This is a genomic window from Nocardia sp. NPDC005366, from assembly GCF_040606855.1.
In the GTDB taxonomy this organism is placed as follows: Bacteria; Actinomycetota; Actinomycetes; order Mycobacteriales; family Mycobacteriaceae; genus Nocardia.
The window spans coordinates 16,989-43,297 of sequence record NZ_JBEXFQ010000012.1; the positions used below are offsets into that span (position 1 = coordinate 16,989).

General features: G+C 65.1%; 27 protein-coding genes. 23 read left to right on the top strand and 4 right to left on the bottom strand.

Features of this window, described 5'->3' with window-relative positions; genetic code table 11:
* Positions 1–115 precede the first annotated feature (115 nt).
* Positions 116–1,246 carry an NDMA-dependent alcohol dehydrogenase gene (locus tag ABZS43_RS15900; RefSeq protein ID WP_355036623.1) on the top strand — a complete coding sequence of 377 codons (1,131 nt, stop codon included), beginning with the start codon at positions 116–118 and terminating at the stop codon, positions 1,244–1,246.
* Between the two features lie 190 nt (positions 1,247–1,436).
* Here ABZS43_RS15900 and ABZS43_RS15905 read toward each other — a convergent pair whose 3' ends face one another.
* Complete coding sequence (locus tag ABZS43_RS15905; RefSeq protein ID WP_355036624.1) at positions 1,437–2,630, bottom strand: serine hydrolase domain-containing protein; 1,194 nt, start codon at positions 2,628–2,630, stop codon at positions 1,437–1,439.
* Positions 2,631–2,755: 125 nt separating this feature from the next.
* Here ABZS43_RS15905 and ABZS43_RS15910 point away from each other — a divergent pair, with 125 nt between their 5' ends.
* The 5 genes from ABZS43_RS15910 (at position 2,756) to ABZS43_RS15930 (ending at position 8,077) form a co-directional block, all read left to right on the top strand.
* Positions 2,756–3,586 carry a serine hydrolase domain-containing protein gene (locus ABZS43_RS15910; RefSeq protein WP_355036625.1) on the top strand — a complete coding sequence of 277 codons (831 nt, stop codon included), beginning with the start codon at positions 2,756–2,758 and terminating at the stop codon, positions 3,584–3,586.
* A gap of 97 nt (positions 3,587–3,683) precedes the next feature.
* Positions 3,684–4,220 carry a DUF3145 domain-containing protein gene (locus ABZS43_RS15915; RefSeq protein ID WP_355036626.1) on the top strand — a complete coding sequence of 179 codons (537 nt, stop codon included), beginning with the start codon at positions 3,684–3,686 and terminating at the stop codon, positions 4,218–4,220.
* Between the two features lie 317 nt (positions 4,221–4,537).
* On the top strand, positions 4,538–5,773 hold the full coding sequence (locus ABZS43_RS15920; protein WP_355036627.1) for a glycosyltransferase: 1,236 nt from the start codon (positions 4,538–4,540) through the stop codon (positions 5,771–5,773).
* A gap of 378 nt (positions 5,774–6,151) precedes the next feature.
* Positions 6,152–6,538, top strand: a complete 387-nt coding sequence (locus ABZS43_RS15925) for a hypothetical protein (RefSeq protein WP_355036628.1) — start codon at positions 6,152–6,154, stop codon at positions 6,536–6,538.
* Between the two features lie 441 nt (positions 6,539–6,979).
* On the top strand, positions 6,980–8,077 hold the full coding sequence (locus ABZS43_RS15930; protein ID WP_355036629.1) for a tyrosine-type recombinase/integrase: 1,098 nt from the start codon (positions 6,980–6,982) through the stop codon (positions 8,075–8,077).
* A gap of 24 nt (positions 8,078–8,101) precedes the next feature.
* Here ABZS43_RS15930 and ABZS43_RS15935 read toward each other — a convergent pair whose 3' ends face one another.
* Positions 8,102–9,358, bottom strand: coding sequence for a hypothetical protein (locus tag ABZS43_RS15935; RefSeq protein WP_355036630.1), 1,257 nt, complete (start codon positions 9,356–9,358; stop codon positions 8,102–8,104).
* 2 nt (positions 9,359–9,360) lie between these two features.
* Positions 9,361–10,185, bottom strand: a complete 825-nt coding sequence (locus tag ABZS43_RS15940) for a GntR family transcriptional regulator (protein WP_355036631.1) — start codon at positions 10,183–10,185, stop codon at positions 9,361–9,363.
* A 196-nt stretch (positions 10,186–10,381) separates the two neighbouring features.
* Between ABZS43_RS15940 and ABZS43_RS15945 the strand changes: the two genes are divergently transcribed.
* From ABZS43_RS15945 to ABZS43_RS16010, 14 genes are all read left to right on the top strand, one after another.
* Positions 10,382–10,597, top strand: a complete 216-nt coding sequence (locus tag ABZS43_RS15945) for a helix-turn-helix domain-containing protein (protein ID WP_355036632.1) — start codon at positions 10,382–10,384, stop codon at positions 10,595–10,597.
* Entirely contained in the window at positions 10,597–10,746 is a 150-nt protein-coding gene (locus ABZS43_RS15950) for a hypothetical protein (protein ID WP_355036633.1), read from the top strand. Before ABZS43_RS15945 ends, ABZS43_RS15950 begins: the two co-directional genes overlap by 1 nt.
* A complete protein-coding gene (locus ABZS43_RS15955) occupies positions 10,743–11,108 on the top strand; it encodes a hypothetical protein (RefSeq protein WP_355036634.1) in 366 nt (121 codons plus the stop codon). The genes ABZS43_RS15950 and ABZS43_RS15955 overlap by 4 nt, the downstream gene beginning before the upstream one ends.
* Positions 11,105–11,455: a hypothetical protein gene (locus ABZS43_RS15960; RefSeq protein ID WP_355036635.1), complete on the top strand. Its 351-nt coding sequence runs from the start codon at positions 11,105–11,107 to the stop codon at positions 11,453–11,455. Before ABZS43_RS15955 ends, ABZS43_RS15960 begins: the two co-directional genes overlap by 4 nt.
* The gene (locus ABZS43_RS15965) at positions 11,452–11,859 is read left to right on the top strand and encodes an RRQRL motif-containing zinc-binding protein (protein WP_355036636.1); all 408 of its coding nucleotides are present in this window, start codon (positions 11,452–11,454) and stop codon (positions 11,857–11,859) included. The genes ABZS43_RS15960 and ABZS43_RS15965 overlap by 4 nt, the downstream gene beginning before the upstream one ends.
* Positions 11,856–12,899 carry a hypothetical protein gene (locus tag ABZS43_RS15970; protein ID WP_355036637.1) on the top strand — a complete coding sequence of 348 codons (1,044 nt, stop codon included), beginning with the start codon at positions 11,856–11,858 and terminating at the stop codon, positions 12,897–12,899. The genes ABZS43_RS15965 and ABZS43_RS15970 overlap by 4 nt, the downstream gene beginning before the upstream one ends.
* Positions 12,896–14,920, top strand: a complete 2,025-nt coding sequence (locus ABZS43_RS15975; protein WP_355036638.1) for a hypothetical protein — start codon at positions 12,896–12,898, stop codon at positions 14,918–14,920. The genes ABZS43_RS15970 and ABZS43_RS15975 overlap by 4 nt, the downstream gene beginning before the upstream one ends.
* 47 nt (positions 14,921–14,967) lie before the next feature.
* The gene (locus ABZS43_RS15980) at positions 14,968–15,564 is read left to right on the top strand and encodes a hypothetical protein (RefSeq protein ID WP_355036639.1); all 597 of its coding nucleotides are present in this window, start codon (positions 14,968–14,970) and stop codon (positions 15,562–15,564) included.
* 19 nt (positions 15,565–15,583) lie between these two features.
* The gene (locus ABZS43_RS15985) at positions 15,584–16,228 is read left to right on the top strand and encodes a hypothetical protein (protein ID WP_355036640.1); all 645 of its coding nucleotides are present in this window, start codon (positions 15,584–15,586) and stop codon (positions 16,226–16,228) included.
* Between the two features lie 59 nt (positions 16,229–16,287).
* Positions 16,288–17,793 (top strand): hypothetical protein, encoded by a 1,506-nt coding sequence (locus ABZS43_RS15990; protein WP_355036641.1) that lies wholly within the window; start codon positions 16,288–16,290, stop codon positions 17,791–17,793.
* 25 nt (positions 17,794–17,818) lie between these two features.
* The gene (locus ABZS43_RS15995) at positions 17,819–18,157 is read left to right on the top strand and encodes a hypothetical protein (RefSeq protein WP_355036642.1); all 339 of its coding nucleotides are present in this window, start codon (positions 17,819–17,821) and stop codon (positions 18,155–18,157) included.
* A 6-nt stretch (positions 18,158–18,163) separates the two neighbouring features.
* Positions 18,164–19,246: a toprim domain-containing protein gene (locus ABZS43_RS16000; RefSeq protein WP_355036643.1), complete on the top strand. Its 1,083-nt coding sequence runs from the start codon at positions 18,164–18,166 to the stop codon at positions 19,244–19,246.
* 50 nt (positions 19,247–19,296) lie between these two features.
* Entirely contained in the window at positions 19,297–20,226 is a 930-nt protein-coding gene (locus ABZS43_RS16005; RefSeq protein WP_355036644.1) for a DUF2637 domain-containing protein, read from the top strand.
* A gap of 87 nt (positions 20,227–20,313) precedes the next feature.
* Positions 20,314–21,057 carry a phage Gp37/Gp68 family protein gene (locus ABZS43_RS16010; protein WP_355036645.1) on the top strand — a complete coding sequence of 248 codons (744 nt, stop codon included), beginning with the start codon at positions 20,314–20,316 and terminating at the stop codon, positions 21,055–21,057.
* Between the two features lie 75 nt (positions 21,058–21,132).
* Here the strand turns inward: ABZS43_RS16010 and ABZS43_RS16015 are convergent, their stop codons facing one another.
* Entirely contained in the window at positions 21,133–22,239 is a 1,107-nt protein-coding gene (locus ABZS43_RS16015) for a three-Cys-motif partner protein TcmP (protein ID WP_355036646.1), read from the bottom strand.
* Between the two features lie 905 nt (positions 22,240–23,144).
* Here ABZS43_RS16015 and ABZS43_RS16020 point away from each other — a divergent pair.
* From ABZS43_RS16020 to ABZS43_RS16030, 3 genes are all read left to right on the top strand, one after another.
* Entirely contained in the window at positions 23,145–24,395 is a 1,251-nt protein-coding gene (locus ABZS43_RS16020) for a hypothetical protein (protein ID WP_355036647.1), read from the top strand.
* Positions 24,392–25,084 carry a hypothetical protein gene (locus tag ABZS43_RS16025; protein ID WP_355036648.1) on the top strand — a complete coding sequence of 231 codons (693 nt, stop codon included), beginning with the start codon at positions 24,392–24,394 and terminating at the stop codon, positions 25,082–25,084. The genes ABZS43_RS16020 and ABZS43_RS16025 overlap by 4 nt, the downstream gene beginning before the upstream one ends.
* Positions 25,085–25,409: 325 nt before the next feature.
* A complete protein-coding gene (locus ABZS43_RS16030) occupies positions 25,410–25,871 on the top strand; it encodes a type II toxin-antitoxin system antitoxin SocA domain-containing protein (RefSeq protein WP_355036649.1) in 462 nt (153 codons plus the stop codon).
* Positions 25,872–26,309: the final 438 nt, after the last annotated feature.

Below are 26,309 nucleotides of genomic sequence, written 5' to 3' on the forward strand. Positions count from 1 at the left end.
TGGGCGTGATGGCTCTGTCGCTGATTATTCGTGTCGGTACTAGAACGCGTTCCACTTTTCTCGTACTGTGGGTGCAGTCACATGTAAGCACGTGCATCCGAGAGGGTCGACAGGAATGAAGACGAAGGGCGCGATCCTGTGGGGGATCGAAGAGCCATGGTCGGTGGAGGAGATCGAGGTCGGCGATCCCGTCGCGGGCGAGGTGCAGATCCGGATGGAAACCGCCGGCATGTGCCACTCCGATCACCACATCGTCACCGGTGCGACACCGATGCCCGGCTACCCGGTCATGGGCGGCCACGAGGGTGCGGGCGTGATCACCAAACTCGGGCCGAACTGCCCCGCCGACCTCCAGATCGGCGACCATGTGATCCTCTCGTTCATCCCCGCCTGTGGGCGCTGTCCGGCGTGTGTGAGCGGCAATATGGCGCTGTGCGACCTGGGTGCCGGGCTGTTGCTCGGCCAGGCGATCAGCGACGGCACCTACCGGATCCAGGCCAGGGGCCAGAACGTCATCCCGATGTGCCTGCTCGGCACCTTCGCGCCGTATATGACGGTGCACCACACCTCGGTCGTCAAGATCGACCCGACGATTCCCTTCGAGGTCGCCTGCCTCGTCGGCTGCGGCGTCCCGACCGGTTTCGGCTCCTCCACCCACGTCGCGCAGGTGCAGCCGGGTGAGACCGCCGTCATCGTCGGCATCGGCGGCGTCGGCATGAGCGCGCTGCAGGGCGCGGTGCTCGCGGGCGCGTCGAAAGTCGTCGCCATCGACCCGAATCCGTGGAAGCTGGAGCAGGCGCAGAAGTTCGGCGCCACCCACACCTACGCCTCGATGGCCGAGGCGATCATGCCGCTGCTCGAGGCCACCGAGGGCCGGATGGCGGAGAACGTCATCCTCACCATGGGGGAGATGCACGGCGAATACATCGAAGAGGGGCTGATTCTCACCGGCAAGGCCGGAACGCTGGTCGTCACTTCGATGGGTCGCATGGACGAGAGCGACGTCAAGCTGAACAGCTTCCTGCTGTCCATGCTGCAGAAGACGGTCAAGGGCTGCATCTTCGGCGGCGGAAACGCCCGTCAGGACGCGCCGCGCCTGCTCGCGCTGTACAAGTCGGGTCAGCTGAACCTGGACGACATGGTGACCCGCAGCTACTCGCTGGAGGAGATCAACCAGGGCTACCAGGACATGCTGGACGGCAAGAACATTCGCGGCATCATCCGGTACACCGAAGCCGACTGGTAACTCGGTGTCACCGCGGGCGAGCCGGGCCGCGATCTCGGCGACGAGGTCGTACGGCACCGGTTTGCCACCGGAAACTCCGCGATCGAAGGACCTGGGTGGGTCGACCGGGGCAGGCGTCACCCGTGCGAGCGTCGGGACCTGTTCCTTGGTCGGTAGGCCCCGGCGCTCGCACGGGTGACGTCCGGCGGGTTCAGGCAGAACAGCGCAACAGTGCTTCGCGCAGATTGCGGCTGCGGACGTCGTCGAGAACCGCCATGCCCAAACGATTCATCGAATAACCGAAGCCGAGACCGGTCGCCGGATCGGCGAATCCGAAGGAGCCGCCGAGTCCGGTGGTGCCGTACGCGCGTTTATCCGCACCGAATCGGAACGTGCCGCGTGATTTCCGGAAACCCAGGTGGTAGCGGCTCTTGGTTTTCAGGACCAGGTCGTCGGCGGGGACGTCATCGGCGGTGTCGGCGGCGGCGAGCCGGTCGAGTAACGCGTCATCGATGGGGAGCGCGCCGGTCCGGCCCGCCGCCGCGCCGTAGGCCCTGGCCAGGGCGCGGGCATTGCCGACCCCGTTCGAACCGGGCAGTTCGACCTCGAGGAATTCGCGCCGGGTCGCCCGCGCGGGCGCACCGCAGCGCGGATTGGTCAGCGCCGCGTGGGAATAGCCGCGTTTGGCGTAGATCTCCGCGCCGATCCGCAACGGGATATCGCGTTCGTAGCGCAGCAGATCCAGGCCGCGGGCGGCGGCAAGGGTGGCGATCCGCTCCATCGGCTCGGCGGCGGGCAGGCCGATGAAGAAGTCGAGGCCGAGCGGTCCGGCGATGTCCTCGGCGAAGATCCGGCCGAGCGTGCGGCGCTCGGGATCGACGCGCCGCACCAATTCACCCTGGTACAACCCGAGGGTGATGGCGTGATAGCCGTGCCGGGTGCCCGGCTTCCACGCGGGTTTCTGTGCCGCCAGAATCGTTGCGAGACCGTCGAGATCGGCGATCTGGGGCAGTCGCACCACGGTGTCGAGACCGGACAGGCCCGCCTGGTGGTCGATCAGCTGGCGCACGGTGACAGCGTCCTTACCCTGCGCCGCGAACTCGGGCCAGTACGTCGCGACCGGCTCCTCGTAATCCAACAGCCCCTTCGACACCGCCGCCGCGATCACGAACGCGGCCATCCCCTTGGTGGAGGAGAACACCGGGACGATGGTGTCGCGCTCCCACGGCAGCGTGCGTCGCCGGTCGCGGTGACCCGCCCACAGATCGACAACCGGACGATCGCCTTCGTAAACGGCCACCGCCGCGCCGATTTCGCCGTGCTGGGCGAAATTGCGGCGGAAAGCATCGGCGACGGGGCCGAAGCCGGCCGCCACATCGCCGTGGATCGTTGGCTGCGCAGTCATGGTGAGTCGATGGTACCGGCGGTACCGGTCCGGGTCCTCGGGCGATACGCCGGGTTCCTGTCCGTCCGGCGCGAGAATGCCCGCCTGAGCCGGACGCCCCGCGCACCGTCTCGTACGCTCGCGGTGTGCGTTCACTCGAGCAGATCAGGGAATGGCCCGTGCGGCACGCGGCGGCGGGAGTGCTCACCCCGGCAGGTGCGACGACCGAAGGCGACACCGACCGCGTCTTCCCGCTCGCCTCCGTGACCAAACCGCTGGTTGCCTACGCGGTGCTGGTGGCGGTCGAGGAAGGCGCGATCGAATTGGACCAGCCCGCAGGTCCGCCCGGCGCGACCGTCCGGCACCTGCTCGCGCACACCTCCGGCATCGCTTTCGACACCACCGACATCCTCGCCCCGCCGGGAACCAAACGGATCTATTCCAGCACCGGATATGAACTCCTCGCTCGATTCGTCACCGAGCAGACCGGCATCGCCTTCGACGAATACCTGCGCGAGGCCGTCTTCACCCCGCTGGGCATGACGGGTTCGGTGCTCGCGGGCCCGGCCGGACACGCGTGCCGCTCCACCGTCGCCGATCTCACCCGATTCGCGACCGAATTGCTGTCTCCGCGGCTGATCTCCGCGCAGACGCATACCGATGCGACATCGGTGCAGTTCCCCGGGCTCAACGGCGTCCTGCCCGGTTACGGATCGCAGCGCCCCAACGACTGGGGCCTCGGCTTCGAAATCCGGGACGGCAAGTCGCCACACTGGACCGGTGCGGCGAATTCACCTCGAACTTATGGCCATTTCGGTCAATCGGGAACATTTCTGTGGGTCGATCCCGTGATTGGGGTGGCGTGCGTCGCGTTGGCGGACGAGAATTTCGGCGACTGGGCGCGAGCCGCGTGGCCGACTCTCAGCGACGCGATCATCGCCGAGTCGACACACGAAGGCAACACGCTCGCGAAGTAACACGCGTAACATCGGGCACTCCAGTACACTCAGGCAACGCCAGCTGTAGACGGGTTCGTTGGGGAAGACGGTCCTCGTCGAAGCTGGAGGTATAAGGGTGCGCGCATCGAGTCAGTTCGCGGACGCGACGGCGGGTGTGGTGTGGATCCACTCGTCGCCAGCCGCGCTGTGCCCGCATGTGGAGTGGGCACTCACCTCGGCCCTCGGTTCGCCCGCGAAGCTGCGGTGGACGACCCAGCCGGCAGACGGACAACTGCGCGCAACCAGCGACTGGATCGGACCCGTCGGCACCGCCGCGCGCATTGCCCAATCCTTGCGGTCGTGGCCGGTGTTGCGGTTCGAGGTCACCGAGGATCCCAGTGACGGGATCGATGGGGAGCGTTACAGTTTCGTTCCCGCGCTCGGTTTGTGGCACGGTTCGACCTCCGCCTGTGGTGATGTCACGCTCGGTGAGATGCGGTTGCGGGCGATGCTGCAGGCGTCGCGGGAACTCGGGAAGTACACGACCTATGACCTCGCCGCTGAAATCGACCGTGCGCTCGGGACCCCGTGGGACGAAGACCTCGAGCTATACCGTTCCGGTGTGGATTCGATCGGGGCCGAGGTGACCTGGTTGCGTCGCGACGTCGGCTGATCTCGCCTCGGCAAGTGGACGGACCTGTGCGGTAAGGGCTGTGCGGTCAAGGCTGTACGGATGCGCCACTGGGAAGTGCTTGTCCGACAACGAATGTCAGGTGTTTCGGATGGCACGCCCGGGGTGGCCCACCTCGGCGACCATGCCCGAGTCGGTCCCGTCTGTGATCTCGAAAGGTGTCTCGCCGAGAAGCGAGGAGACCCCATTCTTCTTCCCCCACTTCAACATATAACGCACCGGGGGGCTTGCGGCAAGACCCGGGCCATGCCGCAGAATTGCCGCCCTGAAGCCAGGACCTGAGGGAATGGAGATTCACGGTGCGTGTGTTGTTGACGACTTGGGGATCGCGCGGGGACGTCGAACCGCTGGCCGGACTCGCGGTGGCGTTGCGGGAACTCGGCGCGCAGGCGCGGGTATGCGCGCCCCCGGACGAGGAGTTCGCGACGCTGCTGGAGCGGGTCGGCGTGCCGCTGGTGCCGCTGGGCCCGTCGGTGCGCTCGATCGTCGCCAACCCGAAGCCGCCGACGGCGCAAGACGCGTTCAAGCTCGCTCCCGCGCTGGTCGCCGCGCGGTTCGACACGCTCACCGCGGCGGCCGAGGGATGTGACGCGCTGCTGGCGACCGGCCTGATGCCGGCGGGCGCGCGGGACGTGGCCGAGAAACTGGGCATCCACTACGTGCTCGCGTGTTTCCACCTCCTCGGGCTGCCGTCGCGGCACTTCCCTCCGGGGAGGCGGCCGGGCACACCGTCCCCGCAGGAGGAGACCGACAACCGGGTGCTGTGGGAGCAGGACGCCCAGCGGGTGAACGCCTTGTACGGCGAGGCGCTCAACAGCCATCGGGCGGCGATCGGCCTACCACCGGTGGACAACGTCCGCGACTATGTCTTGACCGGCCGCCCGTGGCTGGCGGCGGACGCGACGCTGTGTCCGTCGCAGGGCAGGACGGACCTCGACGTCGTGCAGACCGGGGCATGGATCCTGCCCGACGGACGCCCGCTCCCGGACGGGCTGAAGGCGTTCCTGGACGCCGGCGCGCCACCGGTGTACGTGGGCTTGGGCAGCATGGCCGCGCCCGCCGCGAAGGACATCGCCAGGGTGGCCATCGAAGCCAGCCGCGTGCTCGGCCGCCGCGTCGTCCTCGCCCGCGGCTGGGCCGAGCTGGCCCCGATCGACGACATCGACGACTGCTTCGTCGTCGGCGAGGTCAACCAGCAGGCACTGTTTCGTCGAGTGGCCGCCGTCGTGCACCACGGCGGCGCGGGCACCACCACGACGGCGGCCCGAGCCGGCGCGCCCCAGGTGATCGTGCCCCAGATCGCGGACCAGCCGTACTGGGCCGCCCGAGTGGCCGAGCTCGGCATCGGTGTGGCACATGAGGGCTCGACGCCGACCGTCGTGTCCCTGTCCGCCGCGCTCACCGCGGCCATGACCCCCGAGACCCGAGCGCGAGCCAGGACCGTGGCCGGCGCGATCCGAGCCGACGGGGCGACGGTGGCCGCGAAATTGCTTCTCGACGCAGCCAGCCGGGAAAAGCCGTCCGTAACCGTGTGAACCACCATCCGAACCGGCCACGGTGCGATCCCGGCAGAGTTGAGCGGCGAAGGTCCTCACCGGGCAGGCACGATTGCCCTAGCGCCGCGCTCGCCGATCGAGTGGACTCGAGGTCGACATGTCTTCGCGAACAGGGGAATCCAGATATGAGTCGACTCGCCGTTCTGTCACCCGCACTCGCTGCTGCCCGATTTCTCCCAGTTGTTCGCCACGTTCCCGCCTATCAGCGGGTTACGCCTAGGGTCAGCTCCTGGTCGTGGTGAACATGCCTTCGACCATCCTCGCCGGTACCGTCCACGACGTCGGAGACAACTCAGAGGTGGCCGACTTGTCCCAGCTCATCCGACCAGGGCGGCGCAGACTCCGAGGATCGGTCCGATGATGTTCGCGGTCCGGGGCGTGACCGGAATCCTTCTGCTGGCGCATGGGCTCGTACACCTGCTGTACCTGGCCCCAGACGTGCCGGAGTTCTCACTCGGCACATCGTGGCTCGTCCCGGACAGGGCTCGCCAGCCGCTTGGGACGGGCCTGGTGACGGCAACGGTGGTCGCTTTCCTGGTCCTCGCATTGGCGGTGTGGGGCGTTCCGGGACTGTCCGCTGTCTGGGTGGCGATCGCCGTCGTGGCCGCTCTGCTGTCGACGGTGCTGCTCGTCGCGTTCTGGGACATCCATCTCGTGTTCGGGCTCGCGCTCGACGTCGCCATCTTCGTCGTCGCGACGACGCGCCCTCACTGGACGGAGCAGCTCATCGGCGCAAGAGGTTGACGCCGACTTCGGCGTGGACGCGCAGCGTCGCGGAGACACCAGGGACACCGACCGATTCCGGTCCGCTGGCTGACACTTCGCCGAATGACCGAATGACCGAATGGCCGGATGCCGAATGACCGGATACAGCCTCTGATATGGATGTGGATGTGGTGGGCGCAGAGGGGATCGAACCCCCGACCGCTGGTGTGTAAAACCAGAACGTGGTTCAATACGCGAACGTCTCGAAAGCCCACGTAGTTGGTCCGTGACATCGGTGCAGGCCAAGGGATTTGCGGGAAATTACGGCGAGACACAGAGGACACGTCTGAACACGGAATGACACCTACCTGCCCCACGTTCTGCCCCACGCGCCGAGATATTCTGCCCCACGTACTCTGAGAGTTCATAGTCGTCAGAGTGCGGCGATGCCGCAGTCTGCGGATGGAAGGAGTGAGGCCGATGGGGTGGGCTGAAAAGCTTCCGAGCGGGCGATACCGCGGGCTTTATCGTGACGGATTCGGCAATAAGCGGAGTGCGGGAATCTTCACGAGCAAGGACCTCGCGAAACGTAAGGCGACAGCCAAAGAGGATCAGCAGCGAGAGAACCCCACGCGCCCAGCCCCCACGATGACATGGGGTGAGTGGCTCCCGAAATGGACGGTGCTGCGTGCCGTCGAAGAAGGCACCCAGAAGATAGACGACCAACGGATCGGCAAGCACCTCAAGCCTCGATGGGGACATGTTCTACTGAAGGACATCCGTCAGCAGGATGTGCAGGAGTGGGTCGCGGAGCTACGTGGCGCAATGGCACCGACCAGCGTGGAGAAGTGCTACCACCTCCTGAGCGGATCGATGAAAGCGGCACGCAAAGCCCAGCTCATTGTGGAAAGCCCGTGTCATGACATCGACCTTCCCAAAGCTGGTCCGTCGCCGGAGCGGTTCCTCGAGGTAGAGGAATGTGCCGCGCTGCGAGAACCGCTCGAGGACGCCGATCGGCTGATTGTCGACGTACTGCTGGGAACAGGAATGCGGATGGGTGAGGCCCAGGGCCTGCACAAGGAGCACATCGATCTCAAACGGAAGACGATCTCGATCGAATGGGCTTGGGACAAGGCTGCCCGGCGTATGAAGCCGCCAAAAGACCACGAGAAGAGGGTGATTCCCATTGGTGACACCCTCACTAGGACCTTGGCCGTTGTGATCAAGCGAGACGGTCTGAGTGATCCGGCGCCAGTGAGATACGTAGCTGGGAGGTCGGTCAGGAGCGGCCTGCTTCTCGCGCACATCGATGGCCGCCCATACGATGCCGACAATTTCGGCAAGCGCTTCCAAGCAGCCGCACGTGTCGCCCAAGTTGGCGAAGGCGACGACAAGCGGCGGTTGGGGAAGGTGCGCCCCCACGATCTGCGGCACACGTACGCCGGCCGTCTCGTGCGTGCGGGTGTGCCCATTCAGCAGGTACAGAAACTTCTCGGACATGCATCGCTACGAACGACTCAGCGGTACGCCAGCCTCGCAGACAGTCAATGGGAGAGCGTCCGTGGTGTCCTTGGCTGATGGCCGATTTCCGTACGGTGCTGGTCAGCTCGCAGGCAGCGTCCCGCCATTAATTCTGTTCAGCAGCCACTGCCGTTTGGCTGGCCGATCTGGGAGTTGGTCGAGTTCCGCTTGCAGAGCGTCGATGGTGGACTGAACCAGCGCCAGGCTTCGGGGCGGCAATCCGCCGAGCATGGCCGCTAGGGGCGTAGCGACGACCCCGGCTGCGCCCGCGCCCACTGACTCTCGAATTTGCCGCGACGACCCATCCCATGTCACGAACTCAGGTGCAACGTGGTTGATCTCGGTGATCTCAGCCAATTGAATCTTGGCGAGCTTCCCGCCTTTCGGGAGTCGGCCGACGTTCCTCGCCCAAGCCGCAAGTTGGGCGTCAAAGGTGTAGCCGAACATCGGGTGACTGTAGATCGTTGTCTGTTCCGGCAGATCTTCGAGGAAACGTTCAGCTGTGTGCCGGGAGTCGACGTTCAAGATTGCCATCGGAGTGACGTGGCGATCGGCTGCGTTTGTGAGGTCATCAGCGCACCACGCGCAGGCAATCAGGCGGCTGGCGTCGACTGCCTCCAGCCAGATATCCAGGACGGCAACGCGCTCAACACTGCTCAGTTCGTCTCCTGCGGTAGTTGATCCATTTACCAGAAAGATGTCGGTCCATCCGGCAGCGGCTGCTTTTGCGTGAGCCCGCGTAGCCGCCATATTGAGCGCACCGTTCGCGTGTACGAGGTGCATCGTGGGTACGACGATTGTCGACTTAGCTGCTTGAACAGCGTCAACGATTTGGCGAGCTGCACTAGTCGGGTCGACCGCGGCTGTATCTATTCGGACGTCAGCGACGGAAAGCTGTGGAGTCGCATCCCAGACCGCCAGTCGGTCTCCGGTGTCTCCGGTGTCTCGCGCAGCGATCCGTGCCGCCGCGACGTCACGTGGGCACCACAGATCGACTATGACCCATCGAATCGTCGGGATCGCATCGAGCAGTGCATCGATCGCCTCCGGCTGACCGACATGTAGGACTGGGATCTTGTTGGCGGCGGTGATCGCGGTCAGCTCAGGTCGATCAATCACGTAGGTCGCGCCGTACCGGGTGTTCGCGTAGATAACTTCGCCCGCGGTGACCAACCGCTGGAGATCACCCAGAGATGCCATCCGGTACCCCGTCGTGCGACCGCTGCCAATCTTTATGCGCTCATAGTGGCGGAAGTCTGTGTCTAGTTCGCCAAGCGCGGCGGTAATCGTGTCTTTCCCCGCCGCAGGCGGCCCATAAATAACGATCGCTGTGTTCATGATCAGTCCCTTAGCGACTTGATCAATGCCTGAGCTTGCTCCCGTAGCGGCGGGGAGTCTGGGTCGTTTGTGATGATCGTGTGCTGCCACGGCGGCTCGAATGCGAGATCGATACCGCGTACGTAGTTGTCCCACTCGGCGAGCTTTCCGGAATCTCGAGCGGCACCGCGCCTGGTGATGTACGAGTACATCGAATCTGGCTGGCATCGGATCCAGACGACCTCCATGTCAGCTCCCATCGTGTCCAGCTCGACAGCTGTCCGTCGGAACCACGCCTCGGAGCTGAATTCTCGTATGAACGGGGCCGTCGCGATGACAGATACTCCGCAACTGACGTTCTCCCGAACTGTTGCAGCAAGGCACTCATACTCGGCGGGCCGCACGATATCCAGGTAGATCGGGGACTCCCGGTCTGAAACCGTGCTGCCCAGCTGTACGAGGGCGGCGTCAACCACATGCCGAGTGATCGTGTCTTTGTCAAGCATCGCCCAGCCGGTCAGTCGCGCCAGGATACGGCCAAGTTCAGTCTTTCCGCTTCCGGCATAGCCACCTACAAAGATCACCTGTGGACGACCCCGGCGAGGGCGTGGCGCTCCGGGAGTAGCAGTGTCACTAACCAACCGTCCTGAGCGCGGCTTGCTGATGACCAATCCCTCCTCCTCAAGGAGGGCCATGGCGTCATTGACGGGCGCCACGCTTACACCGAATTGCCGTGCCAACGCTCGCGTGCTCGGCAGCTTCTGACCTGGTCGGAGTCGGCCGGATTCGATCTCATTGCGGATCTCACGCGCGATCTGACGATGCCGCGTTTCCTCTGCGTTGTCCACGAGCCCTCCTCCGTCTGCCCCAGTTTGTCAAACCTATCAGTTGATACCTCAGGCGAGCATCAGGGGTCTGACAGATGTCACTTCCTTCGCCTTCTTGAGTGAATATGCCTGCATGTCTAGACATCAGAAGGCATCAGATTTACGATTTGAAGCATCAGATAGATGATCTGATGCCCGTGGATCTGAGGAGCAAGACATGAGCAGACGAAATGGTTCGATCGGTGGACGACAGACCTTGATCAGCCTGCGAGACGCCGCCGAACTGGCCGGAGGAGTACACCCGAGGACCGTGCGCCGATGGGTCGAAGGCGGACTTTTGGAGGGCTTTCAGGTAGGCCCGAGGTTGATCAAGGTCGATCGCGATCAGGTGCTGGCGCTGGTACGTCCTTTGAACCCGACCGGAGCCCTGTAATGCGCGCCCAGACGATCGGTCTTGCGCTTGCCGCGATCGTGGTGGGCTATCTGATCTTGGCCGCGCCGGGGGTTGTTGGTTTCACGGTGATGGTGCTGGGCGCGGTGGCGTTGTGGCGTGTGTCGCGTCGGTGGGGGGTTCGGCGATGAGCACGAACGAACCTTTCTGCGATCCGGCCGGTTTGCTGGACGAGTTGGATGCGATCACGGCTGCGCAGGAGTTGTTGCGGCAGCGCACGATTGCGTTGCAGGCTCGGTATGCGGCGTTGCAGACGCACGCCGACGTGGGCCGTTTCGACTCGCTCGGCGAGAACGGGTGGTCTGTCGAGGAGCACGGCAGCGTCAACGTCGAGTACACGGTCAAGTATCTGAAGTGGGCGGCCCAGGATGCTGGCAGGGTCGGCGACAGCCTGCATTCGGCGCGTGAGTTGGCCGTGCAGGTGCGGGAGTATCCGCAGCCTCGCCGTGGTCGGGCCGAGATCACTCGGGTCGATCGGGGGCGGTCGCGGTGAGCGCGTCGTTGAGGCCGGAGCCGCCGGTCCATCACAGCTACACCGTCACCGGTTACGACCGTGGTCGCGGCGTCGGGCACAACGCGTTGACGTCGATGACCGGTCCGGAGTTCACCAGTGTCGGTGCGGTCTATGCACCGTTGAGCGCGTTACCGGTCGGTCCACGACTGATCGCGCTCGCGGTGCTGGTCGTGATCGGCATGGGTGGGTGCACCGCGGCGTGGGTCGATTACCGGCACGACATTCCGTCGGTGGATGTGTGCCGGTCGGCGAATTCCGGTGTGCCGCCGGAGCCGGTGGGTTCGTGTGTGCCGCGTGAACAGCTGCCGCCGGTGGTGAGGCGATGAGCCGTTTCCACGATCCCGAGGGCAAGCGGTTCGGTATCCCGACGTGGCCGTGGCGGTTGGCGCCACGCCATTTGCGGACCCGCCGCCAGCTCGCGCAGGAAGGCCGCCGCCCCGGTGCTGAGCACGAGGGCCAGGTGCTGCGTGCGCGCGGCGGTTCGCAGGGGCCGTTGCAGGCGTACCTGTACGACGCGGAATCGGCTGTGCCCAAACGCGAACCGACCCCCGCGCAGTTGGAGGCGCTGAAGTTGGCGCGCTGGCAGCGCTCGGTCAACGCGTGCGAGCGCCGTGGGATCGACACCTCCGATATGCGTGAGGTGATTTTGCAGGCCCGCGCTGATATCGCCGCCCGCCGCGCCCACCGCCCCGACCAGCGCCGAGACCCCGGAACGGAGCGAAGCAGATGAACCACAAGAATGGAAACCCGCGGTGGGCGTCGTTGGAACGCCGTAACCGGGTCGAGATCGCGGGTGGCCTGCGTGACGCGGGTCTGACCTACGGGCAGATCGCCCGGCAGTTGGGTATTTCGCTGGCGCAGGTCGAGAAATGCTTGGGTGAGGCCAACGCCCTGCGGGCGCAGGGGTTGACCAAGCAGGAGGTCGCCGACGAGATCGGTGTCCCCTACGGGTCACTGGGTCGGATCCTGCACCGGTCTCGCCGCCGAGGCGTGACCGCGCGTCAGGACGCGGCGTTGGCGGCGTTGACGGATATGCACGGCATGCAGGTCGACGTGCTCGCGCTGTTTTTGTCGACGTCGTTGTCGAGTGCCTACGACCTCGCTGACGATCTGTTCGCCGCTGGTCAGGTGCACCCGTTGTCGTCGGTGCAGCGGGGGCGGGCGTGGGTGGTGCCCAAGCGGGACACCGCAGCCCGCTATCTGGGTTGGCGCCCGAGCGACTGGAAACCGAAGCTCATGTACGCCAACCACTTCCGTGCCGTCACCCAGGCCCGGATCATGCTCGTCGGCTCCGACCCAGAGAAATGGGTGTCGGAGCGGACGTTGCGGCGTCGCGCCGAGATCACCGCGACCGAATCCAAGTCCCGCCAGGTCGAATTCAGTACCGGACGCAAACCCCGCCGCGACCGCCCGCATGTGCATGACGGCCGGTTCCTGGGCGCGGTCGACGGCCGCCACGGCTGGTGGGCGCTGGAAATCGAGCTGACAGCGAAAACCGAACGCGCCCACATGGACACCGCCCTGGCCGGCGCCGTGCGCTCAGCCTTGCATTCCGAGGACGAACCGATCATCGGGCTGCTGTATCTGTGCCGCTCGGCCCGCGTGCTCGACACAGTCTCGGCCGCTTACAAACGCCTTCCCGCCGAGTTGCGGACCGACCGATTGCTGTGGGCGATCGGTGATTTCGATGACGAGTGGACCAGCTTCCTCGCCAACCGCCACCGCGCCAAGGCCACCGGAAACAGCCTTCACATCAAGGAAGCATCATGAGCAACCCGAACTGCACACCCATCCTCACCCCCACCGACTGCGGCCCCCTCACCCCCGCACCCGACCCGGTGATGGTGGCGCCGGTCGATCCGGCCGCGCCACCGGCCATCACACCGCAGGCCCCGCCGATCAAAGGCGTCGAAGGCTGGGACCTTCCCTCGCTGGACCTCGCCGCAGCCGGTCACGTCGCCACCACCGCGACGGTGTGTGGGGTGGTGGTGGTCGCCATGCTGGTGATGATCCTCGCTGTGGCCGCGGCGTGGCTGCCGCCGGCGCGGTTGCGGAACTTCGCCATCGCCTCCCTGCTGTTGCCCGCGATGTCCGCCCTCACCGGCGGTTCCTGGTCGGTACCCGCCTCCCTCTTGTGGTCCGGCGCAGCCCGGGTCACCGCAGGTGATCTGGCCGGGCTGCGCACGATGCTGATCCTCGGAGCCCCCGTCGCCGCACTGCTGGCCACCTATTACTGGGCACAGTTCGTGCACAAGACCAACACCGTCGGGTTGAAGTCCCTCGAACGCACCGAACGAGTCAAGGACGCCATCCACGCCCGCCGCTTCGCCAGCGCCGCCCGCGCCGCGCGGGCCGGCGCCCCGATCATTACCGGACAAGGGATCGTGCTCGGTCGGTTGGCGAAAACCACCACCGCCAAGACCACGAGTCTGTGGCAGGAGTTGACCGCGCGTCACGAGGACTGGCTGGTGGTCCCGCATAAGCAGGCCCGCCGTCATATCGCGTTGGTGTCCACGACCGGTGGCGGCAAGACCGAGGCGATCAAATGCCACTTCGTGGGGATGCTCGAATACGAGTGGACCGCCTGGCAGCAGTGGAAAACCGTCCCCGGTATGCGCAACAAGCACCCCCGCCCGTTGATGGTGGTGATCTCGTGCAAGGGCGGCGCCGACGACAAAGCCCTCGGCCTCGAAATCCGGGACCTCGCCCGACGCATGGGCATCGAGTCCAACCGGATCGCCACGGTCGGCCCGGGTGGTGACCGGCTGGAGCTGTTCAAAACCCTGACCGCCCGCGACATGCGCGGCGTGATCGGGGAGATGCTCAACGCCGGTCAGGCCACCACGAGTGAGGGGCAGCATTTCGATGAGATGCGCCGCCGCATCGTGTCCCTGGTGGTCGATGCGCCGGGTGGTCCGCCGCGGTCCTCGGCGGAGTTCCTGGAACGCCTGAACGAGGACAAGCTCCTCGATTTGTGGAACAAGGCCCCCGACGTGAAGCGGATGGTCAAGGCGTTGCAGGCGGAAAAGGTTCCCCAGATCGATGACGCTCTGATCAAGGCTACGAACCTGTTCGATCTGCTCCAGGATCAGGACGGGGCGATGGTCTTCGACGGCGGCAAAGACCTCGACGCCCTCGACGTCCTGTACGTGACCGTCCCGGGTCTGGACAAGGACGCCGCTCGCGCCCAGGTCGCCGCGATCCTGCGCATGGTCATGCAGAAAGCCGGACGCACCGCCAAGCACCTGCGGCGTTCGGTCACGGTGATCATCGACGAAGCCTCCGCCACCACCACCCCGTCGGGTGCGCTGAATTTGGTCGATGTGTGCGAGCGGGGCCGCTCCCAAGGCGTCGCGTTGGCGTTCGCCGCCCAGTCCCAAGAAGGCTTGGCGCTGGACAAATGGGCGTTGAACCGGCTGCTCAAAGCCTGCGCGGGTGGGTTGATCCTCGGTTACAACGAGAACGCCGGCGACCTGTGCGAACACCTGGGCACGGTGCGGTTCATGTTGCCATCGCGGCATCTGATCAAAGGCCAGCGCACCGGCGACGAAGGCCAGGTCTCGGTCGGGGACAAGTGGTTGGTCGACCCGGACCGCCTGCGGGAACTCGACACCGGTCAATTCGTCTACGCCCGCGCTCGCCGCGCGGACTGGGGCCAGGTCGTGCAGGTCACCCCGGACCGGGTGCGCCCGTTGCCGGGCACTGCCGCCTACAACGCCCAGAAGAACAGCACCGGCAAGCGGGTCACCGATACCGGTGAGAAGCCGAAGGCCGCGGGCAGCGCCGCCTGACTCACGCCAATTCCCCTATCTCTGTATTCGATTGTGAGGCAACAGTTATGCGCATCATCCGACCCGACGACGACAACGACCGCGACGACGAGCACGACCCCGAACAGGGGCCGACGCGCGCCGAGATCGGCGATTTCGCCGACGAGGTAGAGGACTACCTCGCCCACGTCCTCGCCAACGTTCCGCCCCCCGACAGCGACGAACCCCCCTATACCCCGCCGAGCCGGTCCGGTCGCCCGATCGGACCGAAACGTCCCGCCCTGCACCTGGTCCCGAACGAAGACGGCGACCGAGACAGGGACGCCGCCGCGGTGGACCCCGAAGCGGTGATCGAAGCGGGTCGGTCCGCGCGAACACGGATGGTGCGCAGCGCCTCGGGTGGCTCCGCTGTTGTGGTTCTGGCCGGGGCGTTCGCGTGCTGGGGCGAATCGTTCGCGGTGACCGGTCCGTTGGCGGTCTACGGCGCCGGGTGGGTGGGCTACCTGTGGTGGAACGCCGCCCTACGCCCGAGCTTCCCCGAAACCGTGACTGCGGTGACCGGCGGTATCGGCCGGGGTGTGTCCGGTGCCGTCTCCATCCTCACCAACACCCGCCGACAGCCCGAGGGGCCCGAGACCGGCGCGACTGTCGCTGTCACCGACTGAGAGAAGGGGAACAAACACTATGAACCGCAACATTATTCGACCCGTCGCGCTCGGCGTCGCCGCTGGTGTGGGCACGGTGTTCACGATCATCGCCTGGGATGTTCTGGATCCGCCGTACGAGGTGGCGCGTTGGGTCGACCGTTCACGGATGACCCGCGCCCAGCGTGAGGAGGTGGACGGTCTCGAAGCTGCCCGCCGCGCCGAGACCGCCGAAAGCGTTCGCAAGTACCGCGAGTACGTCGAGCAGACACGCGCGATGTTCCGTCCGGAACTTCTGGGTGTGGCTGAGGTTTCGCGGCTGGAGCAGTTGAGCACGGTCGAGTTGCTGGCCGAGATAGACCACGCCCAGACCCGGAAACGCGCGGTGTGGGATCAGCCCTGGTCGCCGACCGATTCCGAGTCGGCGACGCGCACGGTCGGGGTGTGGGATGCCCAGCTGAGGGCGATGCGCAGCGAGTTCGATTCCCGCCGGTGGGGTGATCGCCGCCGCGGCACGAACTGGGTCGACCGGCTGCGTTTGGACAACGCCTACAGCTGGGTCTACGACCACACCCGCGAAATCCAGACCACCCAGCCGTCCCATGCCGCTGCCCCGTCGACCGAGTCGACCGAAACGGCTGATCTCGCTGGCGAGGTCCCCGGTCTCGCCAGCGAGGACACGTGAAAACACCTATCCGCCAATACATCTGTCGATTACCCCAACCTTGAAAGGAAACCTGTTCGATGTCTGATCGCAGTACCGAAGACGAGATCCGCGCTGAAGTCCGCCAGTTCGCCCACCTGCTGCCGCACCTGCTGCGCTTGCACGCCCAGGCCGGGAACTGGTTGGAGCGCCGCTATGTCCGCAAGCAGATCAGCCGCACGCTGCGCGAGCAGCGCCGCGCCGAGGAAACCTCCCGCACCCATCACCTGTCGTGGACACAGCAGATGGTGGACCGCTACCGCAGCCATGCCCTGGCCGTGTCCGAACGGGCCAGTGATCCGAGCGTGGATCACGCACGCCGCTACCGCGACCACCAGGCCCTGTCCGAGCACGCCAACGCCCTGCGCAATCGCATCGCGGTGAATGACCGGCTCACGGTCACCGAGCGCGGTATCGCGCTGGACGGGTTGGATGCCGCGACCACGTTCCCGGATTTCGAGCCGGGCCGGTTGTTCAAGAACGCGCACAAGGTGCGGGGGATCGAGGCGTTGAGGTATCGGGCGCAGGTCGCCCGCGTACTCGGTGCCGACACCTACACCCAGCAGCTGCACACACCGCGGCAGCCGGAACCATCCTCGAGACCGCTGCCCGTGCGGTCCGCCGCTGGATTCACCGCCGAAGTTCGTGAGGAGTTGGCCGAGCGGATCAGCGCCGCGCAGCAGATCCACACCGGCCGCGGTGAGGGTGTCGAACCGTCGACTCCGCCGCCTCCCGACCCGGCAGACCGTGACCAGAACAGGGAGGTCGAGGTCGAGCCGGATCGGTTGGCCGCGGTCGAACACCAGCTTTCGGAGCTACAGGCCGACCGGGACCGGCTCGGCTCGCGAGTGCAGATGCTGCAGCGCGGGTTGGACGCGGTCACCGTCGAGCGTGACGATATCCGGCGTCGTTTCGATACCGCCGAAGCCCAGGTGGCGGCGTTGAAGACCCGCAACCAGCGCCTCGCCGCCGAGATCGGGGACCTGCGCGACCGTGCCACACCGCAGCTGTCCGCGGGTGTGGTCGAGCATGTGCGCCACATCGAAGGCGAACGCGACCAGGCCCGCCGCGAGCGGGACCGCTACAAGGCCGAACGCGACGAAGCCGTCGGCAAACTCGCCCGCTCCACACCCGAGCGGGAGCGGTTCGGTAGCCGCGCTCGCAGAGACCAGCAGCAGGACCCCAAGCGGAACGGTCACGACCAGAAGCGGAACGGTCACGACCAGCAGCAGGGGCAGGCGTTGCGGGAGTGGAACGAGTTGGTGGGTCGCAATATGGCCGAGTCCCTCGCCGATGTCCCCGATCATCCGGATATCGCGAAACGCGATCTCGAGCAGGTTGATTGGAGCCGGTTTACCGACGGCTCGGACAACGCCGACGAGCTGGCGCGTTGGTGGGCCAGTGAGGGTGCCGAGAAGTACTGGGCCGAACACGACGCCCGCACTCGTGAGCCCGGCAACGGCACCCAGGCGTGGCAGCCCGAGCGGGAGGATCCGCGCCCGGAGCGTAACGGGCATCGCCGCAACGGGATCGAACGGAGTCGTTGAGATGCACCGCGAACACGAGGACCTTATGCGCGGCGAGTACGAGGTGTTCTACCGGCTCGGGCGGGAGATGTTCGAGGTCGATACCGATGCCGAGATCGACCGGATCGATCAGCAGCGTTGGGAGATCGCGCGTCGTTGGCAGGGCGGCCCGCACGCTGAGCACTGGAACTATCTCGAAGACGCCTTCCATGATTGGCAGCGGGCGCCGGGCACGATGTGCCGGTTCATGGACAACGTCGCGTTCAACCGCGAACGCCAGACCGGGCTCTCGGAGTTGAGCGATGTGCAGTTGCGCAGCCAGGAACAGGCCCGAGCACTGACCGGCAACGATCGGCCCCACCAGCACCCGCAGCGGGGGCGGTGAACCGTCATGGACCACCGTCACCAGCAGGGCCGCTCCTACGAAATCGTGACCGATGCCCTCACCCGCAAGATGGGTCCACCCCGGTTCCCGCGGTCACCGGAGCAGTGGACGAACTACCTGTGCCCGGTCCACGAAGGCGACGGCCAGCACCACAACCCCTCTCTCGGTGTCCGTTACGACCCGCGTCAGCAACGCACGATCGTGCGCTGCTGGGCCCGCTGCGACGACGAAGACGTCATGAACCAGCTGGGTCTACGAGTCCGGGACATGTTCGACCACTTACCCGAACGCACCCGAAACAACACCAGCACCACCAACACTCGCACCACAACAAGTAACGGTTCTGCTCGCCGGTCCTTCGGGGCCGGCGGGCGGCCCGCCCGCCCACAATCGACCCCGCAGAAGTCGGTGGGGCAGGTCGTGTCACCGGTCGAGAAAGCGATCCTCGCCGCGCATTTCCCGATCCTGTCCAAGCCGGATTTGGGGGTGCAGACAGGTCGGCCCGAGACTGTCGATTCCTACATCTACCGCTGGCCCAACGGTCGGGTAGAGGGTGCGGTGCATCGGGTGCGGACACCGCACGAACACGGCTACGCCAAGAGTTTCTGGCAGGCCCATTGGACCGGAACCGAATGGGAACGCACCGGTTTCGCGCCGATCCCGTGGAAGCTCGCCGACATCCGCGAAGCCTTGGACACCGGTCGAGAGATCTATGTGTGCGAGGGGGAGAAGGACGTCCAACGCGCGAACCAGGCGGGGCAGATCGCGACCTGCAACGCGATGGGCGCCGGATCCTGGACCCCGGAGCACGCCCGCTGGCTCGCCGGGGCCGCGCGGGTGGTGGTGGTCGCCGACCGCGACCGCCCCGGATACCGGCACGCGGCCAAGGTCGCCGACTCCCTGACGGGCCGGGTGGGGGAGGTGCGGGTGGTCCAGGCCCGTGACGGCAAAGACCTCTCCGACCATTTCGACGCCGGATACGACCTCACCGATCTGGAACCCGTCCCGTACCTGGATCGGGCGCAGCATGCCCGGTTTCGGTCCGCGCCCGTGAACCGCGGGCAGCAGTCACGTACCCGCAGCCGGTGAAACACCCCGCTTGCGCATCGATCACTTGAACCGAGAGGAGACCACATATCATGACCACGAATGTGACCGGTGCGCAGGCGGTGCGCAGCAGCGAGACTGCGCACCACAGCGCACCGCACTCTGATCCGCCCGGTGCGCGGACCCGGGAAGAGACCTCCGCCATCCGGTTCTTCTGGGGCGAACTACTGCTCGTCGCGGCCATGTCGATCGCGGGCAACATCGTGCACGCATGGCTCAACGCACCGGCCGGAAAGCAGTGGGTCGCAGCGTTCGTCGCCTCCTTCCCGCCGATCGCACTGTTGGCAGCAACCCACGGCGTCGGACTGCTCGTCCGCGCACAGAACAAAGCCCGACTCGCCTACTGGGCCGTCGTCGGCCTTACAGCGGCCATTGCGGCGATCGCGTTCCGGCTCTCCTTCGACGCCCTGCGGGAGCTGTCGATACAGGTGGGGATGAGCGAACACCTGGCGTTCCTTTTCCCGCTCATCATCGATGGCGCCATCGGGCAAGCCACGGTCGCGCTGTTGGTGCTGGCACGCACCGACCGCACCGACCCCGAACCAGTGGTGCGCACCGAACCCGAGCCTGTGCACCGCCCCGAATCGGTACGCACCGTGTCGGTGCGTGAGGTCCATACCGAGACCCGCTCCACCACCGATGAACTCACGACCCCGCGTGACCATCAAGAGCTGGAGACCGGCCCTGCGAACCAGATAGAAGCTCCGCCACAGCAGGTGCGCATCGAGGCGGTGCGCACTGTGGACCGGTGGATCAGTGTTGCCGAGCGGGTGTGCGGCTCGGATCCGGCGGGGCGTCGTGATCCTGCGACGGTGGCGACGATTCTGCGATTGAAGTACGAGCAGGGGTGGTCGCACGCGCAGATCGCTGAGCAGATCGAGGTGAGTAAGTCGGCAGTAACTCGGACGCTGGCCGCAGCCCAGGAATACACCGAAACCATGAGGGATGGCGAATCATGCTGACCGAACTGTCACGAGATGAAATCGGTTCGTCTACGAATACACAGAATGTCGACGTAGTGTCGACGGGACAGGGGAGGTGGTGGTGACATGTCGGATAAATCGAGCATCGAGTGGACCGAGGCGACGTGGAACCCGGTCACCGGCTGTGACCGTGTCTCGGTCGGGTGTGACCACTGCTATGCGATGGTGTTGGCGAAGCGGTTGAAGTTGATGGGGACGGCGAAGTATCAGCGTGACGGTGATCCGCGCACGTCGGGTCCAGGGTTCGGGGTGACGATCCACCCGGATGCGTTGGATGTGCCTCGGCGGTGGCGGGCGCCGAGGGTGGTGTTCGTCAATTCGATGTCGGATCTGTTCCACGCTAAGGTCCCGGTCGGGTTCATCCGGGATGTGTTCGACGTGATGCGCGAAACGCCGCAGCACACCTACCAGGTCCTGACGAAACGCTCGCTGCGGCTCAAACGGCTCGCTGGAGGGTTGGAGTGGCCGGCGAATGTGTGGATGGGGGTATCGGTGGAGACCACCGACAACCTCGATCGGGTCGATCACCTGCGGGAAGTACCCGCCGCAGTGCGATTCCTCTCCTGCGAGCCCTTGCTGGGTCCGTTGGAGGGGTTGAAGCTCGACGGCATCGGATGGGTCATCGCCGGCGGGGAATCCGGTGCCGGTCACCGTTGGATGGATCCTGAGTGGGTTCGCGAGATCCGCGATACTTGCCGCGATGCTGAGGTGCCGTTCTTCTTCAAACAGTGGGGCGGGCGCACACCCAAAGCGCTGGGCAGGGAACTCGACGGGCGAGTATGGGACGGAATGCCCACCCCGATCGCCTGACCTGTATCTACCTGAGCCCCTGCCATTTGCGGCAGGGGCTCTTCTCGTTGTCCGTGCCAACCGCGAGTGGTCGGATCAGCGGGGAGTGGCGTGTTGTGTGTTCGTGGTGAGTTGGATGACTGATCCGCGTCGGATTTGTCGTGTGCCATCGCCGAGTTCGGCGGCGCCAGAATGGACGAGGGGAGGTAGGGCGTCGATGACGTGTTGCGGGCGGAACACGGTGTCGAACAGGGCGAACTTGCGCAGGGTTTCTACTCGGGTGGGTCCGTGGGTGCGGAGTCGGTCGCGTAGCAGTCGTGAGAGGGGACTCAGTTCGGGGTCGGTGAACTCGAACAGGGTTTCCAGTTGGCTGTCGCGTGGGTCGCGGAAGCCGATGCCGAAGACTTTGTCCACTTCCCAGAGGCTGTCTTTCATTTTCTCCAGGCCGAGGCGGTGGTTGGTGCCGAACACCAGGTACAGGGTGTCGCCGCGGCGGTCGACCAGTTCGAAGTCGAGCAGATACCGGAAGCCGGCGGTTTCGAGTGCATTGCGGTAGCAGGTGAGGATGAACTGGCGTTTCTCGCTGCTGGGCAGGACGGAGGCTTGCCGCCAGGTCCGGTCACCGCCGAACACATCATCAGCCGCATCGCCGAGGTCATCGACAAATCGCACGAAATGCTGCGGCTTGAAGGTGACGATCACCTCCGAGCCCGGGTTGTTGGCGATGCGCTGCAGAAGTCCATAGGGCACGGGGGCATTTCCCCATGAGTCGAGGACCGCCAGGATCGGCGACCCCCACGCACCGAGCTTGCCCAGCTCCAGTTCTAACAGGTCCTCGCACTTCCCCTTCCGGACTGCCACCGGCATCAAGCCCGGGTTCCGCGGGCGCTGCGGGAAAACGCGAGTCAGCTGATCGGTGAGCATCGTGACGCAACGTTGGTCGTCATCGATGAACAGGAAATTAGCCTTCTTCGACAGATTGGAGACCTCCTCGGCGAAGGCCCGGACTGCGATAATCGGCGACCCGTCCTCGCCGCCGGCGTAGATACCGGGCCCGGAGAACCCTTCAGCGTAGGTAGCTTCGTTCCATGAGTCGTTGCTGAGGATGATCGGAAACCAGCGATGTAGATACCGCCTGTAGATGTTGTGCTTGGCCGCGGTGTGCTCCACCAACTGCCAGGGCACGGGTCCGTCGACTGGCATGGAAACCCCCTGAAATCCCCAAAGCTTGACGCGCCGTTCTTGATGCAAGAGTAACGAGGCGCAGCCTCACACAGGCTGTTTCTGCTGCAGCCGGGGCGTCTTACCCGGGGATTCTCTACGACCGTTCGCACCCCCTCCCCGCAACGGGCGGGTGGGCCAAGGCCCCCCGAAATCATGCGATCTCGATGCGGATCTGATCCGGATCTGATCCGGACGTGATCCGGATCTGATCCGGACGAAAAGTCGCATCAAAATCCGATCAGAAAGCTTCAAAAACCCGCTGTACCAGCGGTGTTTCGTGCCGCCTGCTGTCCTGCCCGTCCGCCACTCTCTATGGCTTCGCTGTTCATAGAGAGTGGCGGACGGGCAGGACAGCAGACAACACAAAACACAAAGACAAGAACGAGAGATGACCACAAAGAGGGGAGGGAGACCACAAGGGGAAGAGATGACCACAAAAGGGAGGGTTGGGAGCGGGGTGACGTCAGGTGGGAAAGGTCGCGTATAGAGCAGCGCCACCGGAGGTGGCGGGTTCGCGCGCCGGGGGCGCGCTCAGCGCGGGGGACGGAGTCGGCACGCGAGCGGACGATTTACAGACGCGCGAGATCGGTTACGGCGCACTGGAAGCAACGCGGGTTCGGAAGTAGGCGGCGCACGGGGGAGGGACCACAAGAGGAGGGTCGGCGCAGCTGTACGGATATGACGCGCAGCGATCAATCGTTGATACCTATGCCTCAATCATAGCGATGCGTAGGCATCAAGACCTTTGATCCATATGCGACAATCCAGCTGTCGACAGGAATGTAAAAGTGCTGTTAGACAACAGTTTTGGTGATAGAATTGAGGCATAATCATCAATGCCGGAGAGCCGATCCGCCCCGGTTTCTGACGTGGGGATTACGTCGATGAAATTCTTTCTCGGTACTCATCAACCGCACTGGCTGACCTTGTCGGGTGATCCGTTGTTTGTGTGTGACCGGCGTTTGCGTGACCGTAAGACGTTGCCGCGGGCGCGGGGGGAGTGGGCGTTGGACAGTGGCGGGTTCACCGAGCTCAAGGACTACGGTGGCTGGTCGACCACCACCCCGACTGCCTATATCGGCCGGGTGCGTCGGTATGCGGAGGAGATCGGTGGGTTGGTGTGGGCGGCGCCGCAGGACTGGATGTGTGAGCCGATCATCATCGCCGGTGGCACGATCGGGTCGAACAAGTTCGTCGGCACCGGACTGAGCGTGGTCGAGCATCAACGCCGCACCGTCGAGAACTACCTCGAACTCACCACGCTGGCACCGGATCTACCGTTCGCACCCGTCTTGCAGGGCTGGGTGTTGGACGACTACCTGGCCTGCGCGCAGCTGTACACCGAGGCCGGTGTCGACCTCGCCGCGCAACCGATCGTCGGGCTGGGGTCGGTGTGCCGCCGTCAGGCCACGAGTGAGGCTGCTGCGATCATCACCGCGATCACGACCGCGGTACCGGGGATCCGGTTGCACGGGTTCGGGATCAAGACCGCGGGTTTGGGTGCCTATGGTTCGTTGTTGGCGAGTTCGGACAGCCTCGCCTGGTCCGACGCCGCCCGCCGCGAAGCGGTGCCGTTGCCTGGGTGCACGGGCCACAAGAACTGCGCCAACTGCCTGACCTACGCGTTCCGGTGGCGCCAACGCGTCCTTGCGTCGCTGGCCGGGCACGCCACCCGAACCCTGGTCTGCCCGACCCCGTCGCGGGGGACGGCGGTGTCCAGAAAACTGGACAGGAACAATGGTGCTTCACAGCGTTTGGCGTTGTCCGGGTTCAGGATCGACGCCGCTCGACTCGAACGCGACACCACCATCCGCTGGGCAGCCCACCGCGACGGAATGACCATCCGCGCGATCGCCGCCCTCACGGATCTCAGTCCGACGCGTATCGGGCAGATACTCGCTCAACCCGACCGCGGTCCACTGCTGGATCAACTCCGTGAGCTACGCGAGAAGTGGGGTGTGGATGCCGATCCGGCGATGCGGGCCGCGGCCGATCATGTCATCGCGAACGTGACTGCTACCGAACTGGCGAACAGCCAACCCCGTGGCCAAACTGCCGCGGTGGTGCCGCAGAAGAAGCCGGAAGAACCAACTCTATTCGACTTCCAGGACGCCGAAACCAAAGTGCAGCCATGAACGCATTCGCCGGATCAGTGGTCGTCGCAATCGAATCGGCGTGGGCCGCGATCCGCGCCAAACACCCGGAGGTCCCCGACGTGGTCGTAACCATGGCTGCGGGGTCGATGGGCTCGCCGCGCGGGTTGCGACTGGGTCATTTCGGGCCGGATCGGTGGGTGCGAGGCACGGATTGGATGCCGGAGTTGTTCGTCGGCGGGGAAGGGTTCGCGTTCGGTGCCCGCGAGGTGTTCGGCACGTTACTGCATGAGGCCGCGCACGGGATCGCGCGCACGCGGGGTGTGCAGGACGTCAGCCGTGGCGGTGCCTACCACAACAGCAAGTACAAGACGATCGCCGAGGAACTCGGGTTGACCGTGACACGCCAGGCGAGCCGCGGTTGGTCCGAAACCGCCCTGCCGGACGCGACGGCGAAGCGGTACCGCCGCCAGATCGACGCACTCGCCAAGGTGTTGATCGCGCACCGCCGCAATGAACACGAGCCACCACCCGGTACACCGGCCGACGGCAACGCCGACGAGGGGACCGCGGGTGAGGATGCCGAACGCGCGCCCCGCAACGGGCACGCCCTGGTGTGTGGCTGTGAGCCGGTCCGCCGCGTCCGGGCGGCGAAGCGCACGATCGAGGCCGGGCCGATCCTGTGCGGGATCTGCACCCAGCCGTTCGCCGTCGCAGACAGCGAGGATTGATTCGTAGGCATCAGTATGCCCGTGCGATCACCGCTTTCACAGGAACCTCAGAAACAACCGATGTTGACAGGGTTCTGGGTCTGTACTTCCCCGGCGCGGCTCCACGGGCACTTACCTGGGCAGGGCTAGGCTGCTGCGGACGAGCGACTCGCCTAACGGTTAGACACAGGTAACGCGTTCTGCGCCAACATGTATGACCTCAGACGTCGATCCAAGAGTCAAACGGGTCCGTTCTGTTACCAGCGGTTGCCGAGGATGTCATACCCACCCACTACACTCAGGGAATCTCGGAGAGACCGACGATGCAACTCGAAGCAGGGACACAATGACCGGCAACCCGATGCGCGCACGCGATGTCGCCCGCTGGTTCATCGCCTGGGCGGAGAACATCGACGCAAGCATTTCGAACTTGAAGCTGCAGAAGCTTCTCTACTACGCGCAGGGGCACCACCTTGCTCGGACGCAGCAGCCGCTGTTCTCGGACGAGATCCAGGCGTGGGCACACGGCCCCGTGGTGCCCGATGTCTACCACGAATACAAGCACTTCGGTTCGAACGGGATTGACGCTGATCAGGTCCTCGACGACACGTTCACCTGGGATGACTACAAGGAGATCCAGGACTGCCTGCTTGAAACGTGGGACACCTACGGCAGCCTTGCTGCGTGGGCGCTGCGTGATAAGACCCATACTGAGCCGCCATGGCGTGAGGCGTTCGAAGAGGGCGCCGGACGAAACAACGTCATCACCACGGGGCGTCTGTTCAAATTCTTCACCAGTGGCACCTAGCAAACGGCGGGGAACGACTCCGGTCCACACAACCGCCGCGACCCCAGCTGCCACACCTTCCTCCGCGCAGGCAGGGCACCCGGTCCTGTGTCTGCAGCATTTGCAGGAAAAGTTCGGGATAGACAAGCTTGAGCCGTCTCAATGTCAGGCGTTCCTGTTGAAGTGGCACAAGCGGGCTAAGTTGACGTGGACTGAGCTGGTACAGCACGATAGACATGGCCTGGGGTCGGAATTCCTGCCAAAATCGAAGTTCAAAACTGCGATCCCCGAGCACCTAGAACGCGACAAATATCTGGTGTTTCGGCATGAAGGGAATCACGCGTTCGCAGGGTTCCGTACGGGCGATGTTTTTCACGTGCTGTGGATTGAAGCGAAGTACAACGACTTGTACAACCATGGATCCTAGTTGTGCAAGGCTGGCGCTCAGATTGTCGCACT

Excerpts from the sequence above, each read along its gene's own strand:
- ABZS43_RS15900 (WP_355036623.1), top strand. The coding sequence starts at position 116 with ATGAAGACGAAGGGCGCGATCCTGTGGGGGATCGAAGAGCCATGGTCG.
- ABZS43_RS15905 (WP_355036624.1), bottom strand. The coding sequence starts at position 2,630 with ATGACTGCGCAGCCAACGATCCACGGCGATGTGGCGGCCGGCTTCGGC.
- ABZS43_RS15925 (WP_355036628.1), top strand. The coding sequence starts at position 6,152 with ATGATGTTCGCGGTCCGGGGCGTGACCGGAATCCTTCTGCTGGCGCAT.
- ABZS43_RS15930 (WP_355036629.1), top strand. The coding sequence starts at position 6,980 with ATGGGGTGGGCTGAAAAGCTTCCGAGCGGGCGATACCGCGGGCTTTAT.
- ABZS43_RS15935 (WP_355036630.1), bottom strand. The coding sequence starts at position 9,358 with ATGAACACAGCGATCGTTATTTATGGGCCGCCTGCGGCGGGGAAAGAC.
- ABZS43_RS15945 (WP_355036632.1), top strand. The coding sequence starts at position 10,382 with ATGAGCAGACGAAATGGTTCGATCGGTGGACGACAGACCTTGATCAGC.
- ABZS43_RS15950 (WP_355036633.1), top strand. The coding sequence starts at position 10,597 with ATGCGCGCCCAGACGATCGGTCTTGCGCTTGCCGCGATCGTGGTGGGC.
- ABZS43_RS15955 (WP_355036634.1), top strand. The coding sequence starts at position 10,743 with ATGAGCACGAACGAACCTTTCTGCGATCCGGCCGGTTTGCTGGACGAG.
- ABZS43_RS15965 (WP_355036636.1), top strand. The coding sequence starts at position 11,452 with ATGAGCCGTTTCCACGATCCCGAGGGCAAGCGGTTCGGTATCCCGACG.
- ABZS43_RS15970 (WP_355036637.1), top strand. The coding sequence starts at position 11,856 with ATGAACCACAAGAATGGAAACCCGCGGTGGGCGTCGTTGGAACGCCGT.
- ABZS43_RS15975 (WP_355036638.1), top strand. The coding sequence starts at position 12,896 with ATGAGCAACCCGAACTGCACACCCATCCTCACCCCCACCGACTGCGGC.
- ABZS43_RS15980 (WP_355036639.1), top strand. The coding sequence starts at position 14,968 with ATGCGCATCATCCGACCCGACGACGACAACGACCGCGACGACGAGCAC.
- ABZS43_RS15985 (WP_355036640.1), top strand. The coding sequence starts at position 15,584 with ATGAACCGCAACATTATTCGACCCGTCGCGCTCGGCGTCGCCGCTGGT.
- ABZS43_RS15990 (WP_355036641.1), top strand. The coding sequence starts at position 16,288 with ATGTCTGATCGCAGTACCGAAGACGAGATCCGCGCTGAAGTCCGCCAG.
- ABZS43_RS15995 (WP_355036642.1), top strand. The coding sequence starts at position 17,819 with ATGCGCGGCGAGTACGAGGTGTTCTACCGGCTCGGGCGGGAGATGTTC.
- ABZS43_RS16000 (WP_355036643.1), top strand. The coding sequence starts at position 18,164 with ATGGACCACCGTCACCAGCAGGGCCGCTCCTACGAAATCGTGACCGAT.
- ABZS43_RS16005 (WP_355036644.1), top strand. The coding sequence starts at position 19,297 with ATGACCACGAATGTGACCGGTGCGCAGGCGGTGCGCAGCAGCGAGACT.
- ABZS43_RS16010 (WP_355036645.1), top strand. The coding sequence starts at position 20,314 with ATGTCGGATAAATCGAGCATCGAGTGGACCGAGGCGACGTGGAACCCG.
- ABZS43_RS16015 (WP_355036646.1), bottom strand. The coding sequence starts at position 22,239 with ATGCCAGTCGACGGACCCGTGCCCTGGCAGTTGGTGGAGCACACCGCG.
- ABZS43_RS16020 (WP_355036647.1), top strand. The coding sequence starts at position 23,145 with ATGAAATTCTTTCTCGGTACTCATCAACCGCACTGGCTGACCTTGTCG.
- ABZS43_RS16025 (WP_355036648.1), top strand. The coding sequence starts at position 24,392 with ATGAACGCATTCGCCGGATCAGTGGTCGTCGCAATCGAATCGGCGTGG.
- ABZS43_RS16030 (WP_355036649.1), top strand. The coding sequence starts at position 25,410 with ATGACCGGCAACCCGATGCGCGCACGCGATGTCGCCCGCTGGTTCATC.